General features: G+C 70.6%; 26 protein-coding genes. 15 read left to right on the forward strand and 11 right to left on the reverse strand.

Annotated features, from left to right (window positions below; all coding sequences use genetic code 11):
* Window positions 1-60 precede the first annotated feature (60 nt).
* Together R2APBS1_RS02215 and R2APBS1_RS02220 are read left to right on the forward strand one after the other, a co-directional pair.
* Window positions 61-1,704, forward strand: coding sequence for a L,D-transpeptidase family protein (locus tag R2APBS1_RS02215; RefSeq protein ID WP_015446699.1), 1,644 nt, complete (start codon window positions 61-63; stop codon window positions 1,702-1,704).
* Window positions 1,705-1,936: 232 nt separating this feature from the next.
* On the forward strand, window positions 1,937-2,182 hold the full coding sequence (locus R2APBS1_RS02220; protein ID WP_015446700.1) for a hypothetical protein: 246 nt from the start codon (window positions 1,937-1,939) through the stop codon (window positions 2,180-2,182).
* Here the strand turns inward: R2APBS1_RS02220 and tsaA are convergent.
* Window positions 2,177-2,740: a tRNA (N6-threonylcarbamoyladenosine(37)-N6)-methyltransferase TrmO gene (tsaA, locus tag R2APBS1_RS02225; protein ID WP_015446701.1), complete on the reverse strand. Its 564-nt coding sequence runs from the start codon at window positions 2,738-2,740 to the stop codon at window positions 2,177-2,179. The two genes, R2APBS1_RS02220 and tsaA, sit on opposite strands and share 6 nt — an antisense overlap.
* A gap of 46 nt (window positions 2,741-2,786) precedes the next feature.
* On the opposite strand from tsaA, the gene R2APBS1_RS02230 reads away from it, so the two are divergent.
* The 3 genes from R2APBS1_RS02230 to R2APBS1_RS02240 are packed head-to-tail and all read left to right on the forward strand — an operon-like array spanning window position 2,787 to window position 4,438.
* Entirely contained in the window at window positions 2,787-3,161 is a 375-nt protein-coding gene (locus R2APBS1_RS02230; RefSeq protein ID WP_007511662.1) for a YciI family protein, read from the forward strand.
* Window positions 3,162-3,163: 2 nt separating this feature from the next.
* A complete protein-coding gene (locus R2APBS1_RS02235; protein WP_015446702.1) occupies window positions 3,164-3,685 on the forward strand; it encodes a DUF6630 family protein in 522 nt (173 codons plus the stop codon).
* A 30-nt stretch (window positions 3,686-3,715) separates the two neighbouring features.
* Window positions 3,716-4,438: an HAD family hydrolase gene (locus R2APBS1_RS02240; RefSeq protein ID WP_007511659.1), complete on the forward strand. Its 723-nt coding sequence runs from the start codon at window positions 3,716-3,718 to the stop codon at window positions 4,436-4,438.
* Window positions 4,439-4,461: 23 nt separating this feature from the next.
* Here R2APBS1_RS02240 and R2APBS1_RS02245 read toward each other — a convergent pair whose 3' ends face one another.
* The gene (locus R2APBS1_RS02245) at window positions 4,462-4,716 is read right to left on the reverse strand and encodes a hypothetical protein (RefSeq protein ID WP_007511657.1); all 255 of its coding nucleotides are present in this window, start codon (window positions 4,714-4,716) and stop codon (window positions 4,462-4,464) included.
* A 202-nt stretch (window positions 4,717-4,918) separates the two neighbouring features.
* On the opposite strand from R2APBS1_RS02245, the gene R2APBS1_RS02250 reads away from it, so the two are divergent.
* From R2APBS1_RS02250 to R2APBS1_RS02260, 3 genes are all read left to right on the forward strand, one after another.
* The gene (locus R2APBS1_RS02250) at window positions 4,919-5,830 is read left to right on the forward strand and encodes a S1 family peptidase (protein WP_015446703.1); all 912 of its coding nucleotides are present in this window, start codon (window positions 4,919-4,921) and stop codon (window positions 5,828-5,830) included.
* A 260-nt stretch (window positions 5,831-6,090) separates the two neighbouring features.
* Window positions 6,091-6,549: a putative toxin-antitoxin system toxin component, PIN family gene (locus tag R2APBS1_RS02255; RefSeq protein ID WP_015446704.1), complete on the forward strand. Its 459-nt coding sequence runs from the start codon at window positions 6,091-6,093 to the stop codon at window positions 6,547-6,549.
* 65 nt (window positions 6,550-6,614) lie between these two features.
* Window positions 6,615-6,803 carry a CPXCG motif-containing cysteine-rich protein gene (locus R2APBS1_RS02260; protein ID WP_007511652.1) on the forward strand — a complete coding sequence of 63 codons (189 nt, stop codon included), beginning with the start codon at window positions 6,615-6,617 and terminating at the stop codon, window positions 6,801-6,803.
* Window positions 6,804-6,806: 3 nt separating this feature from the next.
* Here R2APBS1_RS02260 and pncA read toward each other — a convergent pair whose 3' ends face one another.
* Window positions 6,807-7,460 carry a bifunctional nicotinamidase/pyrazinamidase gene (pncA, locus tag R2APBS1_RS02265; RefSeq protein ID WP_015446705.1) on the reverse strand — a complete coding sequence of 218 codons (654 nt, stop codon included), beginning with the start codon at window positions 7,458-7,460 and terminating at the stop codon, window positions 6,807-6,809.
* Between the two features lie 56 nt (window positions 7,461-7,516).
* On the opposite strand from pncA, the gene R2APBS1_RS02270 reads away from it, so the two are divergent.
* Window positions 7,517-7,951 (forward strand): hypothetical protein, encoded by a 435-nt coding sequence (locus R2APBS1_RS02270; protein ID WP_015446706.1) that lies wholly within the window; start codon window positions 7,517-7,519, stop codon window positions 7,949-7,951.
* Window positions 7,952-7,955: 4 nt separating this feature from the next.
* On the opposite strand, the gene R2APBS1_RS02275 is transcribed toward R2APBS1_RS02270, so the two are convergent.
* The 5 genes from R2APBS1_RS02275 to R2APBS1_RS02295 all read right to left on the reverse strand — a co-directional run bounded on the left by R2APBS1_RS02275 (window position 7,956) and on the right by R2APBS1_RS02295 (window position 12,948).
* Entirely contained in the window at window positions 7,956-8,738 is a 783-nt protein-coding gene (locus tag R2APBS1_RS02275; RefSeq protein ID WP_015446707.1) for a carboxylesterase family protein, read from the reverse strand.
* Between the two features lie 11 nt (window positions 8,739-8,749).
* A complete protein-coding gene (gene cls, locus R2APBS1_RS02280; protein ID WP_007511648.1) occupies window positions 8,750-10,144 on the reverse strand; it encodes a cardiolipin synthase in 1,395 nt (464 codons plus the stop codon).
* An 18-nt stretch (window positions 10,145-10,162) separates the two neighbouring features.
* On the reverse strand, window positions 10,163-11,530 hold the full coding sequence (locus R2APBS1_RS02285; RefSeq protein ID WP_015446708.1) for an FAD/NAD(P)-binding protein: 1,368 nt from the start codon (window positions 11,528-11,530) through the stop codon (window positions 10,163-10,165).
* 31 nt (window positions 11,531-11,561) lie between these two features.
* Window positions 11,562-12,140 (reverse strand): cupin domain-containing protein, encoded by a 579-nt coding sequence (locus R2APBS1_RS02290; protein WP_007514701.1) that lies wholly within the window; start codon window positions 12,138-12,140, stop codon window positions 11,562-11,564.
* A gap of 142 nt (window positions 12,141-12,282) precedes the next feature.
* Complete coding sequence (locus tag R2APBS1_RS02295) at window positions 12,283-12,948, reverse strand: energy transducer TonB (RefSeq protein WP_007514703.1); 666 nt, start codon at window positions 12,946-12,948, stop codon at window positions 12,283-12,285.
* 523 nt (window positions 12,949-13,471) lie between these two features.
* Between R2APBS1_RS02295 and trhA the strand changes: the two genes are divergently transcribed.
* Entirely contained in the window at window positions 13,472-14,137 is a 666-nt protein-coding gene (gene trhA / locus R2APBS1_RS02300; RefSeq protein ID WP_007514705.1) for a PAQR family membrane homeostasis protein TrhA, read from the forward strand.
* A complete protein-coding gene (locus R2APBS1_RS02305) occupies window positions 14,134-14,466 on the forward strand; it encodes a TfoX/Sxy family protein (protein WP_007514707.1) in 333 nt (110 codons plus the stop codon). The genes trhA and R2APBS1_RS02305 overlap by 4 nt, the downstream gene beginning before the upstream one ends.
* Before the next feature lie 3 nt (window positions 14,467-14,469).
* Here the strand turns inward: R2APBS1_RS02305 and R2APBS1_RS02310 are convergent, their stop codons facing one another.
* The 3 genes from R2APBS1_RS02310 to R2APBS1_RS02320 all read right to left on the reverse strand — a co-directional run bounded on the left by R2APBS1_RS02310 (window position 14,470) and on the right by R2APBS1_RS02320 (window position 17,744).
* A complete protein-coding gene (locus tag R2APBS1_RS02310) occupies window positions 14,470-16,242 on the reverse strand; it encodes a DUF885 domain-containing protein (protein WP_015446709.1) in 1,773 nt (590 codons plus the stop codon).
* A gap of 71 nt (window positions 16,243-16,313) precedes the next feature.
* Window positions 16,314-16,796: a DUF456 domain-containing protein gene (locus R2APBS1_RS02315; protein WP_015446710.1), complete on the reverse strand. Its 483-nt coding sequence runs from the start codon at window positions 16,794-16,796 to the stop codon at window positions 16,314-16,316.
* Window positions 16,797-16,967: 171 nt separating this feature from the next.
* Entirely contained in the window at window positions 16,968-17,744 is a 777-nt protein-coding gene (locus R2APBS1_RS02320) for a ferredoxin--NADP reductase (protein WP_015446711.1), read from the reverse strand.
* A 516-nt stretch (window positions 17,745-18,260) separates the two neighbouring features.
* Here R2APBS1_RS02320 and R2APBS1_RS02325 point away from each other — a divergent pair.
* The 4 genes from R2APBS1_RS02325 (at window position 18,261) to R2APBS1_RS02340 (ending at window position 21,866) form a co-directional block, all read left to right on the forward strand.
* The gene (locus R2APBS1_RS02325) at window positions 18,261-19,238 is read left to right on the forward strand and encodes a sigma 54-interacting transcriptional regulator (RefSeq protein WP_027485314.1); all 978 of its coding nucleotides are present in this window, start codon (window positions 18,261-18,263) and stop codon (window positions 19,236-19,238) included.
* A 173-nt stretch (window positions 19,239-19,411) separates the two neighbouring features.
* Window positions 19,412-19,690: a hypothetical protein gene (locus R2APBS1_RS02330; protein ID WP_015446713.1), complete on the forward strand. Its 279-nt coding sequence runs from the start codon at window positions 19,412-19,414 to the stop codon at window positions 19,688-19,690.
* 36 nt (window positions 19,691-19,726) lie between these two features.
* On the forward strand, window positions 19,727-21,328 hold the full coding sequence (locus R2APBS1_RS02335; RefSeq protein WP_015446714.1) for a phage tail sheath family protein: 1,602 nt from the start codon (window positions 19,727-19,729) through the stop codon (window positions 21,326-21,328).
* Window positions 21,329-21,338: 10 nt separating this feature from the next.
* A complete protein-coding gene (locus R2APBS1_RS02340; RefSeq protein ID WP_007514723.1) occupies window positions 21,339-21,866 on the forward strand; it encodes a phage tail protein in 528 nt (175 codons plus the stop codon).
* Window positions 21,867-21,870 lie beyond the last annotated feature (4 nt).

Raw genomic sequence — 21,870 nt, forward strand, 5'->3', positions numbered from 1 at the left:
TTCCTTGCGCAGGGCCGTGCCGTGCCATCCAGATTTTTCCGTGTCGTTCGGGGCGTCGCCATGCTGGGCTTGCTGCTGGGAACGGCATTGCACGCGCAACAGCCTGCGCCCGAGCCGCCGCCGGGACCGGTGGCCGAGCAGATCCGCGAACGCATCGAGCAGTGGCGCGCTGCGCATGCCGATGCCGCCGCGGCCCAGGCGCCCGGCAACGCGGTGGCAGCGTTCTACGAACAGAACCGGTTCGCGCCGGCATGGACGCAAGCGGGCAATCTCGACCAGTTGCTGGCCGCGCTGCGCGACATGGCCGGCGACGGCCTCGGCCCGGAAGACTATGCGCTGACCGAACTGCAGCGTCGGCGCGCCGTGCTCATCGACCCGCAGGCCACGGCGCAGCAGCGCGCACAGTTCGACCTGCTGGCCACCGATGCCTGCTTCGCCGCGCTGCTGCACCTGTATCGCGGCAAGGTCGATCCGGCCACGCTGGACACGCACTGGAACTTCGACCCGCGCCAGCTCGACCAGGCGCGGGGCCTGCAGGCGGTGCGCGAGGCGCTGGCACAGGGCACCATCGGCGCGCTGTTCGCGCGGGCGCGGCCGCAGCACCCGTACTACGCCCAGCTGCGCACCGCGCTGGCGAAGCTGCGCGAGGTGGCGGCGCAGGGCGGCTGGCCCGCGATCGCCGACGGCCCCACGCTGAAGCCGGGCAGCCGCGATGCGCGCGTGCCGGCGCTGCGCCGGCGCCTGCAACTGGCCGGCCATGCGCTGGGCGACGCCGCGGACGACCGCTACGACCCGGCGCTGGAGGCCGCGCTGAAACAGTTCCAGCGCGAACAGTACCTGGCCGCGGACGGCCACCTGGGCAAGGCCACCCTGGCCGCGCTGAACGTGCCGGTCGCCGCGCGCATCGAGCAGCTGCGCGCGAATCTGGAGCGTGCGCGCTGGCTGCTGCACCAGCTGCAGGGTGATTTCGTGGTGGTCGACATCGCCGGCTACCAGGTCGCCTACTACAGGGACGGCAAGCCGGTGTGGCGCTCGCGCGTGCAGGTGGGCAAGCCGTACCGCAGCACGCCGGTGTTCAAGTCGGCGATCACCTACCTCACGCTCAACCCGACCTGGACGGTACCGCCGACCATCCTGAAGAACGACATCCTGCCCAAGCTGCGCAAGAACCGGGGCTACCTCGCCGCCAACCGCATCCGCGTGCTGGACGGCCAGGGCCGCGAGCTGGCGCCCGCCAGCGTGGACTGGGCCAACCCGCGCGGCATCGTGCTGCGCCAGGACGCCGGCCCGGGCAATTCGCTGGGGCGGCTGGTGATCCGCTTCCCCAACGACTACGCGGTGTACATGCACGACACCCCGCACCAGGAACTGTTCGCCAGCGAGCGGCGCACCTACAGTTCCGGCTGCATCCGGGTGGAACGCCCGCGCGAACTGGCCGAGCTGCTGCTGGACGATCCGCTGCACTGGAACCGCGCGGGGATCGACCGCGCGATCGACACGCTGCAGACGCAGACCGTGATGCTGCCCAAGCCGGTGCCGCTGCTGCTGGCGTACTGGACGGTGGACCTGCGCGAGGACGGCCGCGTCGGCTTTCGTCCGGACGTGTACCGGCGCGACCCGCCGCTGCTCGCCGCGCTGGCGCGCCCGCGGGTGTCGCCGTGGCTGCCGGCGGCCGCCACGGCTCCCGTGCCGGCGCAGCCCTGAGGCAAAAAAAAGCCGCGTCGGCGGGAGTGCCGGACGCGGCCAAGCTTGGGACCGATCCACTGCCAGTGCATCGGGCGCCGGTCGCGGAGCGGTCCGCGCCGGCCCGGGCAGTGTGCCGAGCGTAGGTCTCACCGTTCGGGATTGCCCTGATCCCGGTCAGGGCGCCCGGGCGGGGCGCCGGTCACCATCGCGCCCGGCGGATGTGCCGCCCTCAACCCTGGAGATCGTACCGATGCTGTTCCAAGTGAAGGATTTTGCCGGTGACACCGGCGCCATCGCCGCCATCCTGCGTGCCCATGACGCCACCGCGAAAGTCACGGGCGATGCCGTCGCCGGGCAGATCGACGTGTCGGCACAGCTGACCTCCGGCCAGGTCGTCACCGCCCTGCACGAGGCAGGCTACGAGGCCGTGCGCGTGTCCGAGCCGCGGCAGATCCACGTCAGCGGCGGCAGCACCTGCTGCGGCAGCTGCTCATGAGCCGCTGACGTCCTCGCCGCGCGGCCGCGTGCGCGGCTTGCGCGGCCCCGGCGCGGAATGCCGGCCCTGCGCCGCGTCGATCGCGTCGATCCAGCCGGCGCGCGCGGCGGGGAACGCGTCCGCGTAGGGCACGTACGGCTTGATGTCGAGGATCGGCGTGCCGTCCAGCAGGTCCACCCCGCGCACGCGCAGCGCGCCTTCCTCCACCGCCACCAGCTCCACCGCCGACAGTCCGATCGCGTTCGGCCGGTGCGGCGAGCGCGTGGCCAGCACGCTGCGCTTGCCGCCGCCGCGCGGCGGGCGCACCTCGGCCTTCCAGCCCTCGCTGCGGTGGAAGGCGAACAGCAGCCAGATCCGCTCGAAGCCGGCCAGGTCGCGGAACGCCGCCGCGGGAAAGCCCGCCACGAACTCGACCACCGCCTCGGCCGCCGCCAGCGTCTCGGTGCCGGCGACCACGGTGGGCTGGTGCGGCGCGTCGATGCGCTGCGCGTACGGCGAGCGCACGAAGGCGATCGGATGGCAGGACAGGACGTGCAAGCTATCGGGCGCGGTGCTCATTGCGGCATTATCGCTCCTTCGCCCCGCTTCCCCCGCCGAGGACGCCATGAAATATCTCGTGATGATCTACTGCGACGACGCCCTGCTGGACGCGCTGCCGGAAGGCGAGTTCGACACCCTGATGCACGGCTGTTTCACCAAGGCCGATGCCCTGCGCGCGAACGGACGGCTGCATGATTCGCAGCAGCTGGAGGCGCCCTCGACCGCGCGCACCGTGCGCGTGCGCGAGGGCCGCACCAGCGTGGTCGACGGCCCGTTTGCCGAAACCAAGGAATACCTGGGCGGCTTCAACCTGATCGAGGCCGCCGACATGGACGAGGCGGTGCGCATTGCGCAGGCCTTCCCGTGGTCGCGCACCGGCGCGATCGAGATCCGCCCGGTGCGCGACATGGATGCGGTCAGGCGGCGGGTGGGCGCGTGAGCATGCGCGACGACGACGATTTCGATACCGGCCCGGACTTCGACGAGGAGGACGACTCGGTCGAGGCGAAGGTCTGGCAGTTGCTGCTGCTGATCAATCCCGGCGACGAGGAAACCGCGCTGCAGCAGTTCGCGGACTACCGCGAGGCCGCGGCGGAGGCCGCAGACGCGGAGCCGGTCGAGCTGATCGGCCGGGTGATCGACTGGCGCTCCGGCTTCATGGTCGACGAGCACGACCTGCGCGCGCTGGTGCAGGCGCTGGACGAGCTGAGCGCGCGCTGGAACCTGTCGATCGACTGGAACGGCGACCCGGACGACGACGACTTCTTCGACGACACCGACGCGGGCAGCCTGCTCGGCCTCGCCTACGACCGTCTGGCCGAATCCGGCTACACGATGTGGTCGTGGGAAACCGCCGACGGTGCCTGCGCCGGCTGGATCACCCTGAGCCGCGACAACGAGCCGATGCGCGAACTGGCCACGGCGCTGCACATCAACCTGCGCCTGGGCAGCGACTTCGGCTGAGCCGCGGAACAGAAAGGGAACGGCACGACCATGCTGCAATTGATCGGTTTCGACGGCGACGACACGCTGTGGCACAGCGAAGGCTATTACCGCCAGGCCGGCGACGCGTTCGCCGCGATCATGGCGCGCTACGTGGACCTCGGCGACCGGCACGTGCACGACAGCATGCTGGCCACCGAGCAGCGCAACCTCAAGCTGTTCGGCTACGGCGCCAAGGGCATGGCGCTGTCGATGGTGGAAACCGCGATCGCGGTCTCGGGCGGCCGCATCAGCGCCGCCGACATCCACGCGCTGGTCGAGCTGGGCAAGACCGTGCTGCAGCATCCGGTGGAACTGCTGCCCGGCATCCGCGAGGCGGTCGAGGCGGTGGCGCGAAGCTACGACGTGGTGCTGATCACCAAGGGCGACCTGTTCCACCAGGAAAAGAAGGTGGCCGAGTCCGGCCTGGCCGACCTGTTCCGCCGCATCGAGATCGTCTCGGAGAAGGACGCCGCCACCTACCGCCGCGTGCTGGGCGAGTTCGACCTGCAGCCGGCGCAGTTCGCCATGGTCGGCAACTCGCTGCGCTCGGACATCGAGCCGGTGCTGCGCCTGGGCGGCTGGGGCGTGCACCTGCCGTACCACGTGACCTGGGCGCACGAGCTGGAGAACGGCCTGGCCGCCGACGAGCCGCGCATGCTCACGGTGGACGCGCCGGCGGCGATCCCGGCGGCGCTGGAACGGCTGCGCGCATTGGCCGGTGCCGCGGCGTAAGGCAGGCATCGCCCGCCGCTCGCCTAGTCGTCGAAGCCGGTGTAGCCCTCGGGGAAGATCGGCGTGCCGTCCGCTTCCAGGCCGGTCATGTCGGCCAGCGCCCTGGCGGCGGCGGCTTCGGCGAGGCCCTTGTCGCGGAAGCTGCGGTTCTCGCAGATCGCGTAGTACACCGGGTAGCCGTGGCGGCGCGGGGTGACCGCCAGCCAGGCCGCATAGCGCGAGCCTTCCAGCGTGGCGCCGGAGCGGCAAAGGTAATCGTCGAACTCGCGCTCGGCCATGGTCGTCGGTTCCGCCCGGAAAGCCTGCATTGTATCGAGTGGACAGCGTGTCTCGCGCAGCCGGCGAGGTGGATCCATCGAACCCGTCGGTCCCGATCAGCTAGGATCCCCTGGCTGCAGCCGAGGTGACCCGTATCCGTCCACCGCATGACAGCGCAGGTCGCCATGCTCCGTGACCCTGGAAAACGACAAGGATGAATCGATGAAGTGGGGTCTTGCCTTTTGTTTCCTGGCCGTATCGACCGCTGCCGGAGCCGTTGTCATCCGGGCAGACCTTGATGATGCCAGATATCGGGTTCCGGCTTCGGCATTCCCCGCGCTGGTCGACATGCCCGGCGAGGGACATGGCGTCCTGATCGCGCCGCGGTGGGTCGTGACCGCGGCTCACGCCGCGCCCATGCCGATGCAGGGCATGGAGAACGAGGTATCTGTCGGCGGCGTGGCGCGCAGGATCAAACGTGTCGTCACGTATCCCGGCTACAGGAAACTGCCCAACCGGCTGGTCACGGAGGCATTGGCCTCCGGCGACTTGTCCAGGGTGTCTGCCTTTCTCGCATCGTCCAACGACATCGCGCTGATCGAACTTGCATCGCCGGTGACGGAGGTGACTCCCGTTCCCCTCTATCGCGGGAAAAAAGAAGTGGGGATGACCGTGCAGCTCGTGGGCAAGGGCGTCACGGGCAATGGCGCCGGAGGCCAGGATCCCCACGGCTCGCATCGCAGCGTCTTGCGCCACGCCTTCAACGTGATTGCCGGTGCCGACGCGCGTTACGTCTGGTATCGATTCGATGCGCCGCCGTCCGCCCTGCCGCTTGAAGGCATCACGGGAAGCGGTGACAGTGGCGGTCCCCTGCTCATCGGGGATGGCCATTCAAGGCAACTCGTCGGCCTGGCCTCCTGGAGCAGATATCCGCCGGACCATCCATTCTGGAGAAAATGGGCACCGGGCCGCCCGTTCGTGGAAGGTCTTTACGGCGAGATCGGGTACGCCGTTCGCATCTCAGGCTACGTCCCGTGGATCGAAGGCGTGATGTCAGCGCCTGCGGGTGGCCGTACGCAGCATCAGGCAGCGGAGGCTGGCGACTCGAACCCGCCGACGGACATGCGCCACTGATCAGGGCACCGGCAAACGGACGTCCAGAAAGCTGACCATCGCGGTTGGCTGGAATGGGCGGCTTCTGCCGGTCGACGCCGGCCGTCGGCTGGTCCCGTCGGTCGGCGGTCAGGTCAGCGCCGACCGGTCGCGTGATGCAATCGCTCCGGTGCGATCGTTGCGGGCGTGCGGGGTGGCGCGCCCGCCCTCGACCCCGATGGTCGGTTCCGCTCGGAAAGCGTGCAGTGCACCGTGCGGCCCGCTTGCCTCATCATGGCGCAATGACCCTTGCCGAACCGCCCGTGCCGCGCATCGTGCTGGACACCAACGTGTGCCTGGACCTCTTCCTGTTCCGCGACGCGCACTCCGCGGCGCTGCACGTGGCGATGCAGCAGGGCACGATCGAGGCGGTGACGCGCGCCGACTGTCGCGACGAATGGCGGCGCGTGCTGCACTACCCGCAGCTGCCGGTTACCGGCGCCACCCGGCCGGCGATCGAGGCCGCGTTCGATGCGCTGGTGCGCTGCCTGCCCGATGACCTGGCCATGGCACCGGCCGCGCCGCCGTTGCCGCACTGTGCCGATCCGGACGACCAGAAGTTCCTGGAGCTGGCGCAGGCCTCGGGTGCGCGCTGGCTGGTCAGCAAGGACAACGAACTGCTGAAGCTGGCGCCGCGCTGCGCCCGCGACGCGCTGTTCTGGATCGGCCTGCCGCAGGCATGGTCGTTGCGCAAGGGGTGAGCGTCGCAGCGCCGCCGCTACGGCGTCGTGGTGTACTTGGGCTCCCCCGTCTGCCGGGACGCACCATGCTCACGCCACACGCCATCGACTGCCCGTACTGCGGCGAGCCGATCGAAGTACTGATCGACGCCTCGATTCCCCGCCAGCGCTACATCGAGGACTGCCAGGTGTGCTGCCGGCCGATCACGCTCGACGTGGAGACCGACGTGGACGGCGAGCCGCAGGTGCGCGCCTCCGGCGAGAACGACGCCTGAAGTTCAGGCAAGTGCCCACTCCGCCGACGCGGCGATGCCGATGCCCTGCGCCAGCAGCGTGGCGCGGGTGGCCGCGTCGCCGGCCGGCGTGACCGGGCGGCTCAAGTCCCACAGCACGCTGGCGCGCAGGCCCAGTGCCTGCGCGTCCTGCGCGGTCCACAGCACGCATACGTCGCGCGCCAGCCCGCACACGAACACCTCCTGCACGCCGCGCTCGCGCAGCCAGCCGGCCAGCCCGGTGCTGGGCCGCGTGCCGTGCGGGCCGTGGTTCTCGCGGAAGCCGCTGTAGGAATCCACGGTGCTGTCGCTGCCCTTGCGGATCACCGCATCCAGCGCCGACCAGTCGACGTCCGGATGCAGCGCGGCGCCGGGCGTGCCTTGCACGCAATGCTCCGGCCACAGCGTCTGCGGCTGGCCGTACAGCGCAATCTGCTCGAACGGCGCGCGGCCGGGATGCGAACCGGCGAACGAGACGTGCCCGCGCGGGTGCCAGTCCTGGGTGGCCACCACGTGGCGGAAGCGGTGTGCGCGCAGCAGCGCGTCGAGGCCCGGCACGATCGCGTCGCCCTCGTGGCAGGCCAGCGCGCCGCCGGGCATGAAGTCCGGCTGCACGTCGACCACGATCAGTGCGGCATGGGGCGAGAAAGCTTGGCTCATGGCGTGGGGCGCAGGAAGGAGCGGTCAAGTCTAGCGCGCGGATGCGAGCCGTCGGCATGGCCCATAATGCGCGCTGCAGCGGCAACGCGGTTCAGGGGCAGGCGATGCAGTACGACCAGTCGTGGATGGGTTACGGGATCGTCGGCGGACTCCAGGCCGGCCTGATCTCGGCCGCGGCGGGGCTGGCGCTGTTTTTCGTGTTCCACGGACTGGGCCGGCGCCACGGCTGGGGCTGGGGCCCGCCGATCGGCTGGAGCTTCCTGCTGGCGAGCGCGCTGACCGCCAGCGGCGACCTGTGGAACCTGTTCTATTTCAACTACGGCCGGCTGCAGTCGCTGCAGCTGCTGAAGGTGAAGCTGGCCGAAGTGCACGACCCGGACAGCATCGGCCTGCGCGCGCTGTGCGAGCTGCTTGGCGTGGTGCTGGGCATCTACGTCGGCTGGGCGCTGGCCAGCGGCGACTGGCGCCGGCGCTTCGGCGGGCGCAGGTGATTCCTCAGCGCGCCGGCAGCTGGTGCGCGAACATCCACGGCCACAGTGCCTGCGTGGCATACGCGGCCTGCCAGGAAGCGTGCCTGACGCCGGCGAATTCGGTATAGCGCACCTCGGCGCCACGCGCCTGCAGCGCGGCGTGCATGCGGCGCGATTCCTCCGGCGGCACCACGTCGTCGAGCGCGCCGTGGAAGATCCACACCGGCAGCGTGCCGAGGTGGGCGGCGAGCCACGCATACGGGTCGCCGGCCGTGGCGGGGATGCCCTGCACGCGCAGGTCGGCGTGGTCGTTCGGATGGCGGATGCCGCCGCAGACGATCGCGGCGGCGGCAAACATGCCGGGGTGGTCCAGCGCGATCTGCCAGGCGCCGTAGCCGCCCATCGACAATCCGGTGAGGTAGAGCCGCTGGCGGTCGCCGTGCCATTCGCCGATGCTGTCGTCCAGCGCCTTGAGCGCCATCTGCTCGATCGCGCCGTTCCAGCGGCTGCCGCTCGGTGCCTGCGGGATCACCACCACCGCCGGGAAACCCGTGCCGTGTTCAGCCAGCCACGGCGGCAGGCCCTGGCCGAGCTGGGCCCGGTTGTTCCTGCCGCGCTCGCCGCTGCCGTGCAGGAACAGCACCACCGGCCATGCGCGTTTGGCCGTCCAGCCGTCCGGCAGGAAGACCCGGTAGCGGTAGGTGGCGCCGTGCAGTTCCAGCGCGCGCTCGACGAAGCGCGTCGGTTCGCCGGCGTGTGCGGCCAGGCTCACGGCCATCAGGCAAAGCAGCAGGGCGAACGGGCGCATGGCGGGTGCTCCTACAGCAACGGGTCGAACAAGCGTGCCACATGCATCGCCACCCGGTGCAGGTAGGGCGCCTCGCGGTATTCGCGTTCGTCGATGGCCCTGGCGCGGGCGAAGTCCGCGTTGAGCATCGCCGCCACCTCGGCGGCGAAGGCGTGATCGACGGCGAGGGCGGCGACCTCGAAGTTGAGCCGGAACGAGCGGCTGTCCAGGTTCAGGCTGCCGATCGCGGCGGTGTCGCGGTCGATCAGCAGCGCCTTCTGGTGCAAAAAACCGGGCTGGTAGCGGAACACGCGGATGCCGGCGCGTACGGCAGCGTAGGCGTGCAGGGTGGAGGCGAGGAACACGGTGCGGTGGTCCGGCCGCGCGGGGATCAGCACGCGCACGTCCACCCCGCGCAGCACCGCCAGCTGCAGCGCCGCGCGCACCGCGTGGTCGGGCACGAAGTACGGCGTGCTGAGCCACACGCGCTGGCGCGCCGCGTTGATCGCGGCGGCGAAGAACAGCGAGCCGGTTTCCTGCGGATCGGCCGGGCCGCTGGCCACCACCAGCGCACTGGCCTCGCCGTCGGTGGGCGGCGACGCCAGCAGTGGCGGCGGTGCGCCGGTGATCCATTGCCAGTCCGCGGCGAACAGCTGCTGCAGGTCGGCCACCGCCGGCCCGGCGAGTTCCAGCTGGGTGTCGCGCCACGGCGCCAGCGGCGGTTTCAGGCCGAGGTATTCGTCACCCACGTTGAGCCCGCCGACGAAGCCGCGCGCGCCGTCCACCACCAGAATCTTGCGGTGGTTGCGGAAATTCAGCTGGAAGCGGTTGCGCCAGCGGTGGGTGGCGAAGCGGTGGATCGCCACGCCGCCGGCGCGCAGCTCGTCGACGTAGCGTTGCGGCAGCGCATGGCTGCCGATGCCATCGAACAGCACGTACACGCGCACGCCGGCCGCGGCGCGCTCCAGCAGCACCCGCTGCAGGCGCCGGCCCAGCGTGTCGTCGTGGATGATGAAGAACTGCACCAGCAGACAATGCTTGGCCGCAGCCATCGCGCCGAGCATGGCGTCGAAGGCGGCTTCACCGTCGATCAGCAGGCGCAACCGGTGGCCGCCGCGGAACGGCCGTCGCTGCAGCGCGCTGATGGCGGCGTAGCGCTCGCAGCCCGGGTCGAGCGGCGGCGCGGCACCGGCGGCCCCGGCCTGCGTGGATGCCGCTGGTGCATGGTGCCCGGCGCGATAGCCGAGGAAGCGGCTGGAACCCAGGTACAGGTAGGGCAGCAAGGTCACGTACGGCAGCAACAGCAGGCCGAGCGTCCAGCCGATCGCGCCCTGCGGGGTGCGCGCGTGCATCACCGCGTGCATCGCTGCCAGCAGGCCGAGCAGGTGCGCCACGGCGATGCAGGCGGTGAGCACGCTGGCAGTCATCGCGGGCGCCGCGGCCGCTCAGTCGCCCAGCAACTGGTCGGCCAGGTGGCGCGCCTGCTGGCGGATCTCCGGCATCGCGGTGGATTCCCACAGCGTGCCGCGCAGCAGGCTGCCGATGGCGAACAGGTTCGGCCAGTACTGCTCGCCGTGGCGCAGGTGGCCGTCGCCGTCGGCCTGCACGCCGAGGCCGAGCGGGTCGGCGGCGATGTGCGCGTTGGTGAGCAGCTGGCTGACCAGCCGGTGGTTGCAGCGGCGCAGGTCGGTCTCCAGGCCTACGGTCTGGATCACCAGGTCGGCGTCCAGTACATGGGTTGCGCCGGCGTGGCCCACGGTCAGTTGCAGCACGTCGCCGGCGACGTCCACCGCGTGCACGCGTCCGCACTGGCGCTGCAGCCGGCCGTCACGTTCCAGCGCGGCGATCGTCTCGCGCACCTGCGGCGGCATGCGGTGCCGCACGCGCTCCCACGCCCAGCGCGCATGGCGCATGAAGCGCGCGCGCTGTTCCGGCGACAGCTCGGCCCACAGCGCGGGCAGGTGCGGGCGCAGGCTGTCGACCACGGCGCGCCATTCGGTGCCTTGCTGGGCGATCGCCTCGCGCAGCAGGCGCATCCAGCGGCGGATCTCCGGCGCGTCGCGCATCGCCTCGACCAGCGCGGCGCCGTCGTCGGCGGGCGCGGCGGCGGCGTGCAGATGCGCTTCGGGGAAGCGGCCGTGGCGGGAGATCGCGACGAATTCGGCCTGCGGCCATCGCGCGGACAGTTCCAGCAGCACGTCGACCGCGGTCAGCCCCAGCCCGATCAGCACCACCTTGCGCGGCGGCGGCTGCCGCTCGGCGAGCTGGGCCAGCAGGCGCCAGGGGTCGACCACGTAGCGGCCGCTGGCGAGGGCGGCGGCGCTGACGCCGGCCAGCGGCTGCGGCGGCAGCGCGCCCAGCGCCAGCACGGCAGCGTCGGCCGGGTGGCTTTCCTCGCCATGGATCACGGTGATGCCGCCCGACTCGGGCACCAGTGCGTCGACCGCGAATGGCAGGATGTTGACGTGGTGCCCGCGCGCCTTGCCCTGCTGCAGCGCGCGCGCCACTTCCGCCTCGAGGTAGTCGCCGTAGCGGCGGCGCGGCAGGAAGTCGGTGCCGGCGATGGCGGGATCGTCGCGTTGCAGGAAATCCAGGAAGCCGCGCGGCTTGCCGGCGAACATGCTCATCGAGGCCGCCCGCACGTTCAGCAGGTGGCGTTCCGAAGCGGTGCCGTAGGCCACTCCGCGCGCCGGTGGGCCGCCGCCGGTGAACCAGTCCAGCTGCAGCGGCTGCGGCGATTCGCGCTCCAGCAGCTCGCTGAGCAGCGTGGCAGCCGCGGCACCGCCGCCGATGATGGCGACCCGTCGAAACATGGAACTCCCCGTGCGTGTGGTGGCGGGCGGATCAGCCGGGCAGGCGGCCGGCGATGGCGCTGTGCCGTGGCTGCGCGCTCCAGCGCCCGGCGGGGTCGAGCTGCCCGCCGGCAAAGTGCTGCGCCGGCTCGCCGCTGCAGACGTGCAGCGAGAGCGCCGTGTCGTGCCGCGACAGGTTGCGGCAGCGCCGCGCCAGTCCGTGTTCGCCCTCGAACCAGATGCCGTCGCCCGGGCCGAGCCAGTTGCGGCCGTGCAGGCTCAGCTCGCCGGACGCGTCGTCGCAGCGGTAGGACTGCACTTCCAGCGCGCCCACCAGCGCCATGTCCAGGCCCCACAGGCCGGCGGGGTCATGCACCGGCGCGGCGTGGTTCGGCGGCCAGGCCAGTACCAGCACGCTGACCGGCGGCTTGCCGCGCTCGGCCAGCAGCCAGCGTTCGAAACCGTGCCGGCGCTGGCTCAGCCGGCCCAGCCGGTGGGCCAGCGCCGCGGCATCCTGATGCACCACGCGGCCCAGTTCGCGCGCCATCGTGGCGAGGTCGGGGCGTTCGACGCCGGCGTGCTCGAGCGCGATCGCGCGCAGGGTTTTCAGGAGAGGCTGGTGCTTGCCCATGCGTGGAGCCCGGCAGGGTGAATGGGCGCCAGTGGAGCATGCATATCGTTAAAGCCACGTAAGCCGGCGGCATCGCCGCAGGCACTCGCGCCACGGTCATCCGCCCGTCGCGGCCGCCGGGCGGATGACCGCGGCGAAAGCGCTACTCGCGCAGGTCGAACGTCACCGGCACCCGTGCCCAGGCGCGCACCGCCCGCCCGTTCACCATCGCCGGCTGGAACTGCCAGCCGGCCAGCACCTGCTCGACGGCGCTATGGTCGAGCAGCAGGTAGCCGCTGCCGTGCTCCACCGACACCTGCACCGGCTTGCCGGTCTCGTCCACCAGCACGCGCAACAGCACCGTGCCCTGCATGCGTTGCTGCAGGGCGCGGGTGGGGAAGCGCAGCGGGGCGGAGCGGTAGGCCAGGCTGGCCTCGACCGGTGCCGTCAGTGCCGGCCCTGGCGTCGTAGCGCTTGGCAGCAGGGGCGGTGTGGCGACCGGTGGCACGGCGACGGCGCCTTCGGTGCTCGGCACGACCGCCGGCGGGTTGGCCGGCAACGGCGGCGTGTGCGCGACCGGCACGGCGGGCGGATGCGGCAAGGGCGTCATCTCGACCGGCGGCGGTGGAGGCAGGGGTGGTGTCGGCTCGACGAAACGGATCGTGGGTATCGGGTTGATCTGTTCGATCGCATGGAAAAACGCCGGGCCGGTCGGCCGCGAGGCGATCACGATCACGGCAAGGTTGAGTGCGATCGCGGCACTGATGGCGGCGATGCGTGCGCGGTCGGGGTGGGTACGATGAGCTACGGCCAGGCTTGCGGACGACATGGCGACCTCCTGACTTCGGTGGGATGTTGCGGCGGCCACGCTGCGCGGGCAGGGGGATCGGGTCGCCGCGATGGCAGCGTATGCCTGCGGAATGCGCTTGCGCAAGCGGACGGCTGGATGGCCAAATGCGGGATCGTGGCGGCGCGGCCGTGACCGGCAAAAAAAGCCCCGCGGGGAGGCGGGACGGAAGGCGGATGGCGGGGAGTGCACAGCCACCGGCAAAATCGTGCGCTGCGGCTGCAACGGTCCGCCGTGGAATCCTCGTGAAGACGGTCTTCATGCCGGTCCTCGCCGCGGGTGCCATGCTCCTGCAGCCTTCGGCCGCGGCGCCGGTGCTGACCAGGGGCAAGGTCTCGCTGCGCTCGGCGGCAGGGGCGCGGGCCGGAACCTGGGCGTGGCGTTCGGTGCGTTCATCATCGAATAACGTGACGGCGTACCGGCGCGGCCATGCGCCACGATAGGCAGGCGCGGGCACACCCGGTTAAGGTATGCCCACGCGCCTCGCATTGCCCAGGAGTCCCCCATGTCCGCCACATCCGGCACGGTGATCCCGCGCTACAGCTTCGGCGACGAGCTTGCCAGCATCATCATCCACGGCCTCGGCATCGTGCTCAGCATTGCCGGCCTGGCGACGCTGGTGGCGTTCGCCGCGCTGCACGGCAATGCATTGACCGTGGTCGCCTGCGCGGTGTTCGGCACTTCGCTGGTGCTGCTGTACACCGCGTCCACGCTGTACCACTCGATTTCCGTGGCGGCAGCCAAACCGGCGTTGCGCATGCTCGACCACATCGCGATCTATGTGCTGATCGCCGGCACCTATACCCCGTTCACCCTGGTCGCCCTGCCCGGAGCATGGGGCTGGAGCCTGTTCGTGGCGGTGTGGGCACTGGCGCTGGCCGGCAGCGCGCTGGAGCTGGGTCTGCTCAAGCGTTACCACAAGCTGGCGGTGCTGCTGTACGTGGGCATGGGCTGGATCGGCATGGTCGCGTTCAAGCCGCTCAGCGAGCATCTGCAGACCGGCGGCACCGCACTGCTGCTCGCCGGCGGGCTGGCCTATACGCTGGGCGTGCCGTTCTACCTGTGGCGGCGGCTGCCGTACCACCATGCGCTGTGGCACGTGTTCGTGCTGGCCGGCAGCGTGCTGCACTTCCTGGCCGTGCTGCTGTACGTGATTCCCGACCCGGCGTGAGCCTGCCGCCGGACCTAGCGGCGCGGCGCCGCGAACTGGAGGACGCGGCCACCCACCTGGGCCGGCCGCACGAGTTGCGCTTCCAGCCGATGTTCGGCGGGCTGATGGCGTACCTCGGTGAAAAGCCGTGCGCGTGGCTGACCCCCGGCGGGCTGGCCTTGAAACTGGCGCCGGCGGATCAGCCGGCGCTGTTGCGGATCGAAGGCACCGCGCGACTGGTCGCCAAGCCAGGCGCCGCGCCGAGCCGGCACTACATCGTGCTGCCCGCCGCGCTCAGCCGCGACACCGCGCGGCTTGCCGGCTGGCTGGCGAAGAGTGTGCGGCGGTGACGGTCACGGTTTCTGCCGGGCCGGAATGAACTGCGTGCGCACCGCCTCGGCCAGCTGCTCCGGCGGCAGCAGGCCCTGGCCGATCACGAAATCGTTGAAGGCCAGGCGGTCGAACTTCGGGCCCAGCGCCAGCTCGGTCTGCAGGCGCAGCTGCTGCAGGCGCAGGTAGCCGTAGAAGTACGCGGTGGCCTGGCCGGGCGAATCGTAGGTATAGCGGTTGATCTCCTGCGTGGCGAGCGCGTCGGACAAGCCCACCTCATGCATCAGGATCTGCTTGGCACGCGCGGGGGTGATCAGGCCGAGATTGAGCATCGGGTCGAGATACGCGCGCGCGGCGCGCTGCAGGCGCGCCTGCAGCGCGGCGAACTGCCCAGCTGGCGGCTCGTACGGCAGCATCTCGGACTCGGCGTACAGCGCCCAGCCTTCCACGTTGACGCTGTTGAACGCGAACAGGCTGCGCGCCAGCGAGACGCCGCGCTCGACCATCGCGGCGAACTGCAGCTCGTGGCCGGGGCGGCCCTCGTGTGCGGTCAGCGTCCACGCCGCGGCCTTGTAGGTGAAATCGTCGTAGGCCTGGGTCGGGTCGCCGTTCTTGCCCGGGTTGCCCATGGTCAGCACGAAGGTGCCTTGCTCGCCGTGGTTGTTGATGAACGGTGGCGGGTCCATGTGCGGCGCCGGCACCTGCGCGGCTTCCGCGTCGGAGGCCAGGCGCATCTGCATCTTGCGCTGCGGCAGGGTGACGATGCGCTCGCGGCGGATGGTGTCCTCGATCCTTCCGAGCACCTCGTGGTACCACGGCTCCACCTGGTCCCGACCCAACTGCTGCTTCTTCAGTGCCTTGAGCACGTCGCGGTAGTCGGTGGCATCGATGCCCTCGGCCTTCGCCACCACCGGCGCCAGCACCTGCATCATGCCCTGCAGCTCGACGAACTCCAGCTGCGCCTGTTCCATCAACTGCTGCGGCGGGATGTCGATGCCGACCTGGCGCAGGTTGTAGGCGTACAGCGGCTCGGGCAGGCGGAAGTCGGCGCGGGCGCGCGGCAGCACGGTGCGGCGCACCCAGCCGTCGTACGCCTGCAGCTGGGCGTCCAGCGCGTCCAGCGCAGCCTTGCCCTGGGCATCGTCCAGCTTGTATTTGGCGAACAGCTGGCGGATGCCTTCGACATAGCGCGACGTGTTGGCGAGCTTCTGCTCGACCTCGCCCTTGTACGGGCCGAGCAGCGCCTTATCGCCGAGCCGGGCGACGGTCTGCGCCTTCGCCAGCTCGGCGATCGGCGTGCAGCCGGGCGTCTTGCCCACGTAGCACTGCAACCGCTTCAGTGCCGACGGGCGGCGCGCGGCGGCCACGTCATCCTTCAGCAGGCTGAATTCGCCGCCGAACACCAGCTCGCCGACATCGGTGTACGGCAGCAGGTATTTGCGGTTGAGGTCGATGCCCTCGATCTGCCCGGTGGTGGCCTTGATCAGGATCTGCAGGTCCTGCCGCACGTTGGCGTCCCGCTCCGCCGCCAGCAGGGTCTGCAGCTTCGCCTTGGCCGCCACCAGCGCGGCGCGCGAGCGCTGGTCCACGCCGGGGCGCAGGTCGGCAACCTTGTCGTCGTAGCCGGATACACCGACCTGCGAGGCGAACTCCGGGCTGAAACGGGCGATCTGGTCGAGCAGGATCTGCGAGTCGGCGTTGCTGCGGGCGATCCAGGCCGGCGGTGCGGTCTGGGCGTGCAGCGAAGCGGTCGCGGCCAGCACGGCGGCGAGGGCGAGGACAATGCGTCGGGACATGGAGGTTCTCCTGGGAGGCTCCAAGTCTGCAGGCACGCGGCGTCGACGCCATGTGCCGAAGGTCGGGCGTGTCAGCCGAACAGCATGGCCAGCCCGAACAGGCCGACCATCACGAACGAGAGCACCACCTTCACCAGGGTGCCGAGCAGCAGGCCGAGCCAGGTGCCGACGCCGACGTGGGCCGAGCGCAGCACGCTGGTGCCGGAGGCCAGCTCGCCGGCGAGCGCGCCGAGGAACGGCCCGAACAGCAGCCCCGGGATGCCGAAGAACATGCCGACCAGGGTGCCCAGCCCGGCGCCCCACAGCGCCCGCTTGCTGGCACCGACGCGCTTGGCGCCGAGCGTGCCGGCGACGAAGTCGACGATCACCCCGAGCGTGCCCAGCGCACCGATGAGCAGCAGCCACCACAGGCCCAGGTGGCGGTAGCCGTCCACCGCCGCGGCCAGCCAGATGCCGCCGAACAGCATCGGGATGCCGGGCAGCGCCGGCAGCACGGCGCCGGCCAGGCCGCCGCCGATCAGCAGCGCGGCGAGTACGTACAAGGCGATGTCCATCAGGTGGGTTCCGTTGGCGCGATCACGCGGCGGGCGTCACCGCCGCGACCATGGCGGGTCGGGACACTATGGCATGCAACCGCGCGCCGTTCGCGGCCGTGGCGTGCCATCGGCAAGCGGTTGCACGCATGGACCGCATGCCGCGCGTTCATGCGCGGTCTAAGCCGGCGGCTATTTCTCCACGAAGGCCCGCTCGATCACGTAGTCGCCCGGTTCGCGCGTGCGCGGCGAGGCCTGGAAGCCGCGGCCGTCGAGCAAGGCGCTGAGGTCGTCCAGCATGGCCGGGCTGCCGCACAGCATCACGCGGTCGGTGGCCGGGTTCAGCGGCGGCAGGCCGGTGGCTGCGCTCAGCCTGCCGTTGACGATCGCATCGGTGATGCGGCCCTGGTGGCGGAACGGCTCACGCGTCACGGTCGGGTAGTAGATCAGCTTCTCGCGCACCAGCTCGCCCAGGTAGTCGTGCCGTGGCAGCTGGTGTTCCAGGTAGTCGGCGTAGGCGAGGTCCTCGACCCGGCGCACGCCGTGGGCCAGCACGATCCTGTCGAAGCGCTGGTAGGTGTCCGGGTCGCGGATGACGCTCATGAACGGCGCCAGCCCGGTGCCGGTGCCGAGCAGGTACAGGTGCTTGCCGGGCTTGAGGTCGGTCAGCACCAGGGTGCCGGTGGGCTTGCGCGTGACGATCAGCGGGTCGCCGGGTTGCAGGTGCAGCAGGCGCGAGGTGAGCGGGCCGTTCGGCACCTTGATCGAGAAGAACTCCAGGTGTTCCTCCCAGCTGGCGCTGGCGATCGAGTAGGCGCGCAGCAGCGGACGGCCGTCCGTCTCCAGCCCGATCATCACGAACTGGCCGCTGTCGAAGCGGAAGCCGGGGTCGCGCGTGGTGCGGAAGGAGAACAGGTTGTCGTTCCAGTGCCGCACGTCGATCACGTGCTCGGTTGCCATTGCCACCATGGTCGGTCGTCTCGCCTTGTTGCGCCGTCGGGGAAGTCGCACGCCGGGCCATCCGGCAGGCCGGAGAGGGGGACTCGCGGGGAGGGCGGCCACGGCCGCGGTGCCTTGCGAGCGCCGGGATGGGCGCGGCGACAGGCGCCTAGGATACGCGAGTGGGCGGGAGCGCGCCCATGCCTGGGCGCGGTGGTGCCGGGGCTTGCGGCATCGTGCCACGCCGCCGGCCCCGGCCGGGAGTCGGGGCGAAGGGGCGGTCGGGTGACCGGCCGCCATTTCCGGGGCGGGACGAGGCGATGGCCTAGGCCGGTGAGCCGCCGGGTACTACGCCGGCAGCAGCCGGGGACGACAGCAGGAACATGACTTGGACTGCAGCGCCGAAACTGCGCATACTCCATCGTCGCCGATGATCCGGTGACGCCAGTACCGGATCGCGATGGATGCCAGGGGGATTTCGCTGCACGCCGGGAGTTGGCGTGCCGGGGTTCTTGCTGGTGACTTCGGGGACGGACGATGCCGGTCATGCTCGGCCAATCCATGGCAATCCAGGCGGTGCGGGCGCAATTGCAGCGCTATGCCGGCTGCGACGTGCAGGTGCTGATCGAGGGCGAGACCGGCACCGGCAAGGAGCTGGCCGCGCGCGAGATCCACTACGCCAGTACGCGCCGCGACCACCCGTTCGTGCCGGTCAACTGCGGCGCGATCCCCGACAGCCTGATCGAGAACGAGCTGTTCGGCCACGGCCGCGGCGCCTTCACCGACGCCGGCGCCGCCCAACCCGGCCTGGTCGACCATGCGCGCGGCGGCACGCTGTTCCTCGACGAGGTCGACGCACTCTCGGACAAGGGCCAGGTGACCCTGCTGCGCTTTCTGCAGGACAACGAATACCGCCCGGTCGGCGGTGGCGCGGCGCGGGTGTCGGACGCGCGCATCATCGCCGCCACCAATGCCAGCCTGGAGCGCCAGGTGGCGGCCGGGCGCTTCCGCCGCGACCTGCACTACCGACTCAACGCCTTGTACCTGCGGCTGCCGCCGCTGCGCGAGCGCAGCGACGACGTGGCCCTGCTCGCCCGGCGTTTCGTCGATACCGTCGCCCTGCGCCTGCGCGGGCCGGTCCGTCAGTGGAGCGAAGCCGCCCTGCAGGCGCTGCGGGCCCATGCGTGGCCGGGCAATGTGCGCGAACTGGAGAACGTCGTGTTGCGCGCCTACATGGCCACCGAGGGCGACGTCATCGGCTTTGCCGAGCTGGTGACGGCGGAACCGGCGTTCGCCGGCACCGCATCGGTGCCGCGGCGCCGCGCCGACGAGCCGGACCTCGGCTTCAGCGCGGCCAAGCTGCATGCCATCCGCCAGTTCGAGCACGACTATCTCACCCGGCTGATGCAGCAGGCCTGCGGCAACATCAGCGCCGCCGCCCGCCTGTCCGGCACCGAGCGCCGCCAGCTTGGCAAGCTGCTGCTGAAGCACGGCATCGAGACCAAGCAGTTCCGCTCGCACTGAACGGGGCGTCCGGCCCGGGTGCAATCTTCCCCGGTGCGCCGGCAAAACGGGTCACCGCTGACCCGGTTGCTGCAGGCTGGCACGCCCAGGCCCTTGGCACAGCCCATCCGGCCGGTCTGCTCCGCTGGCACGCCTGTTGCCTAGGTCCCCATGCACATGTGCAGAAGGGTGTCATGACTAGGCATCAGGGCCACAGCACGGCAGGCGACAGCGGGATGGAGATCGAGCGTTCGGTACTCGCGTATCTGCATTCCCATCCGCAGGCAGCGGACACCCTGCGCGGCATCGTCAACTGGTGGCTGCCGCGGCAGCGCTACGAGAGCAACTGCCTGCGCATCGAGCACGTGCTGGAGCGGCTGGTCGCCGAGGGACTGCTGCACCGCGACGAGCTGCCGGACGGCGAGGTGCTGTACGCGTTGAACAGGCACACCAGGCAGCTGCAGCCGAACTGACCGCGACACGGGTTTTCACGACGGAGGACCGATCCCATGCCATCTGCGCTCACCTATCCGGGCGTCTACATCGAGGAAATTCCCAGCGGCGTCCGCACCATCACCGGGGTGGCCACCTCGATCACCGCCTTCGTCGGCCGTGCCGCGCGCGGCCCGATCGATGCCGATGCGGAAAGCCCGGTCATCATCAACAGCTACGGCGACTTCGAGCGCAACTTCGGCTCCCTCGACCCGGCCTGTCCGATGGGCTATGCCGTGCGCGACTTCTACCTCAACGGCGGCGCGCAGGCGGCGATCGTGCGCTTGTACAAGGGGACCGACGGCAAGCCGGCAAAGGCGGCCATCGCGATCGCCAACCTGCCGCTGGAGGCAGCCTCGGCCGGCAGCTGGGGCAACCAGCTGCGCGTGCGCATCGACGGCAACGTGTCCGCCGACATCGCCACCGGCTTCGGCCTGGCGGTGGGCGACCTGTTCAACCTCACCGTGCGCGACCTGGCCAGCGGTACCCAGGAGAGCTTCCTCAACCTCAGCGTGAAGGAGAGCCCGCGGCGGATCGACCGTGTGCTGAAGGCGGGCTCCTCGCTGCTGCGCGTGGCGTCTTCGCTGGTCCTGCCCGCCACCGCCATGCCCGCCGCCCACCTCGACGCGGACGCCGGCAAGACCGTGTGGGAGCAGGACAAGTCCTCCACCGGTGTCGCCGCGGCCGGCCAGGCCGTCGACAGCGCGGCGCTGGACGACAACGCGTACCTGGGCAGTGCGGGCGCCAAGACCGGCATCTACGCGTTGAAGAAGACCGACCTGTTCAACCTGCTGTGCATTCCGCCGGACGTGCGGGGGGGCAACACCAGCAAGTCGGTCTACCAGAACGCAATGGCGCTGTGCGTGGAACGTCGTGCGCTGCTGATCGTCGATGCGCCGGCCGAGTGGGGCAGCGCCGGCGCGATCACCCCGGCGGTGCTGGCGGCGCTGGGCCTCGCCGGCACGGCCGCGCGCAACGCCGCGCTGTACTTCCCGCGGGTGATCGAATCGGACCCGAAACGCCAGGGCCAGCTCGACACTTTCGTGTCCTGCGGCATCGTCGCCGGGGTGATGGCGCGCACCGATACGCAGCGCGGCGTGTGGAAGGCGCCGGCCGGCATCGACGCGGCACTGAACGGCGTGCAGGGGCTCGCCGCCACGCTCAACGACGCCGAGAACGGCATGCTCAATCCGCTCGGCGTGAACTGCCTGCGCAGCTTCCCGCTGGTCGGCCCGGTGCTGTGGGGGGCGCGCACGCTGCGCGGCGCCGACCTGCTCGCCGACGAATACAAGTACGTGCCGGTGCGGCGGCTTGCGCTGTACATCGAGGAAAGCCTGTTCCGCGGCACCCAGTGGGTGGTGTTCGAGCCGAACGACGAGCCGCTGTGGTCGCAGATCCGCCTCAACGTGGGCGCCTTCATGCAGAACCTGTTCCGCCAGGGCGCGTTCCAGGGCAAGACGCCGGCCGACGCGTACTTCGTGAAGTGCGACAAGGAAACCACCACGCAGAACGACATCAACCTCGGCATCGTCAACATCGTGGTCGGCTTCGCGCCGCTCAAGCCCGCCGAGTTCGTGGTCATCCAGCTGCAGCAGATGGCCGGCCAGATCCAGACCTGAGGACACATCCATGGCTCAGTTCAGCGTCAATGCGCAGCGCTTCGATCCGTACAAGAACTTCAAGTTCCGGGTGAAATGGGACGGCCGCTACGTCGCCGGCATCAGCAAGGTGTCGGGCCTGAAGCGCACCACCGAGGTGGTCAAGCACCGCGAGGGCGGCGACCCCAGCAGCACGCGCAAGTCGCCCGGGCGCACCGAGTACGAGGCGATCACCATCGAGCGCGGCGTCACCCACGACACCGAGTTCGAGAAGTGGGCGAACAAGGTGTGGAACTTCGGCGCCGGGCTCGGCGCGGAAGTCTCGCTGAAGGACTTCCGCAAGGACCTGATCCTGGAGGTCTACAACGAGGCCGGCCAGCTCGCGCTCGCCTACAAGCTGTACCGCTGCTGGGTCTCGGAGTACCAGGCGATGCCGGACCTGGACGCGAACGCGAACGCGGTGGCGATCCAGCACCTGAAGCTCGAGAACGAGGGTTGGGAGCGCGACGTCGGCGTGCCGGAGCCGGCCGAGCCGAGCTTCACCGTACCCGCCGGCTGAGCGC

This window comes from Rhodanobacter denitrificans (assembly GCF_000230695.2).
GTDB lineage: Bacteria > Pseudomonadota > Gammaproteobacteria > Xanthomonadales > Rhodanobacteraceae > Rhodanobacter > Rhodanobacter denitrificans.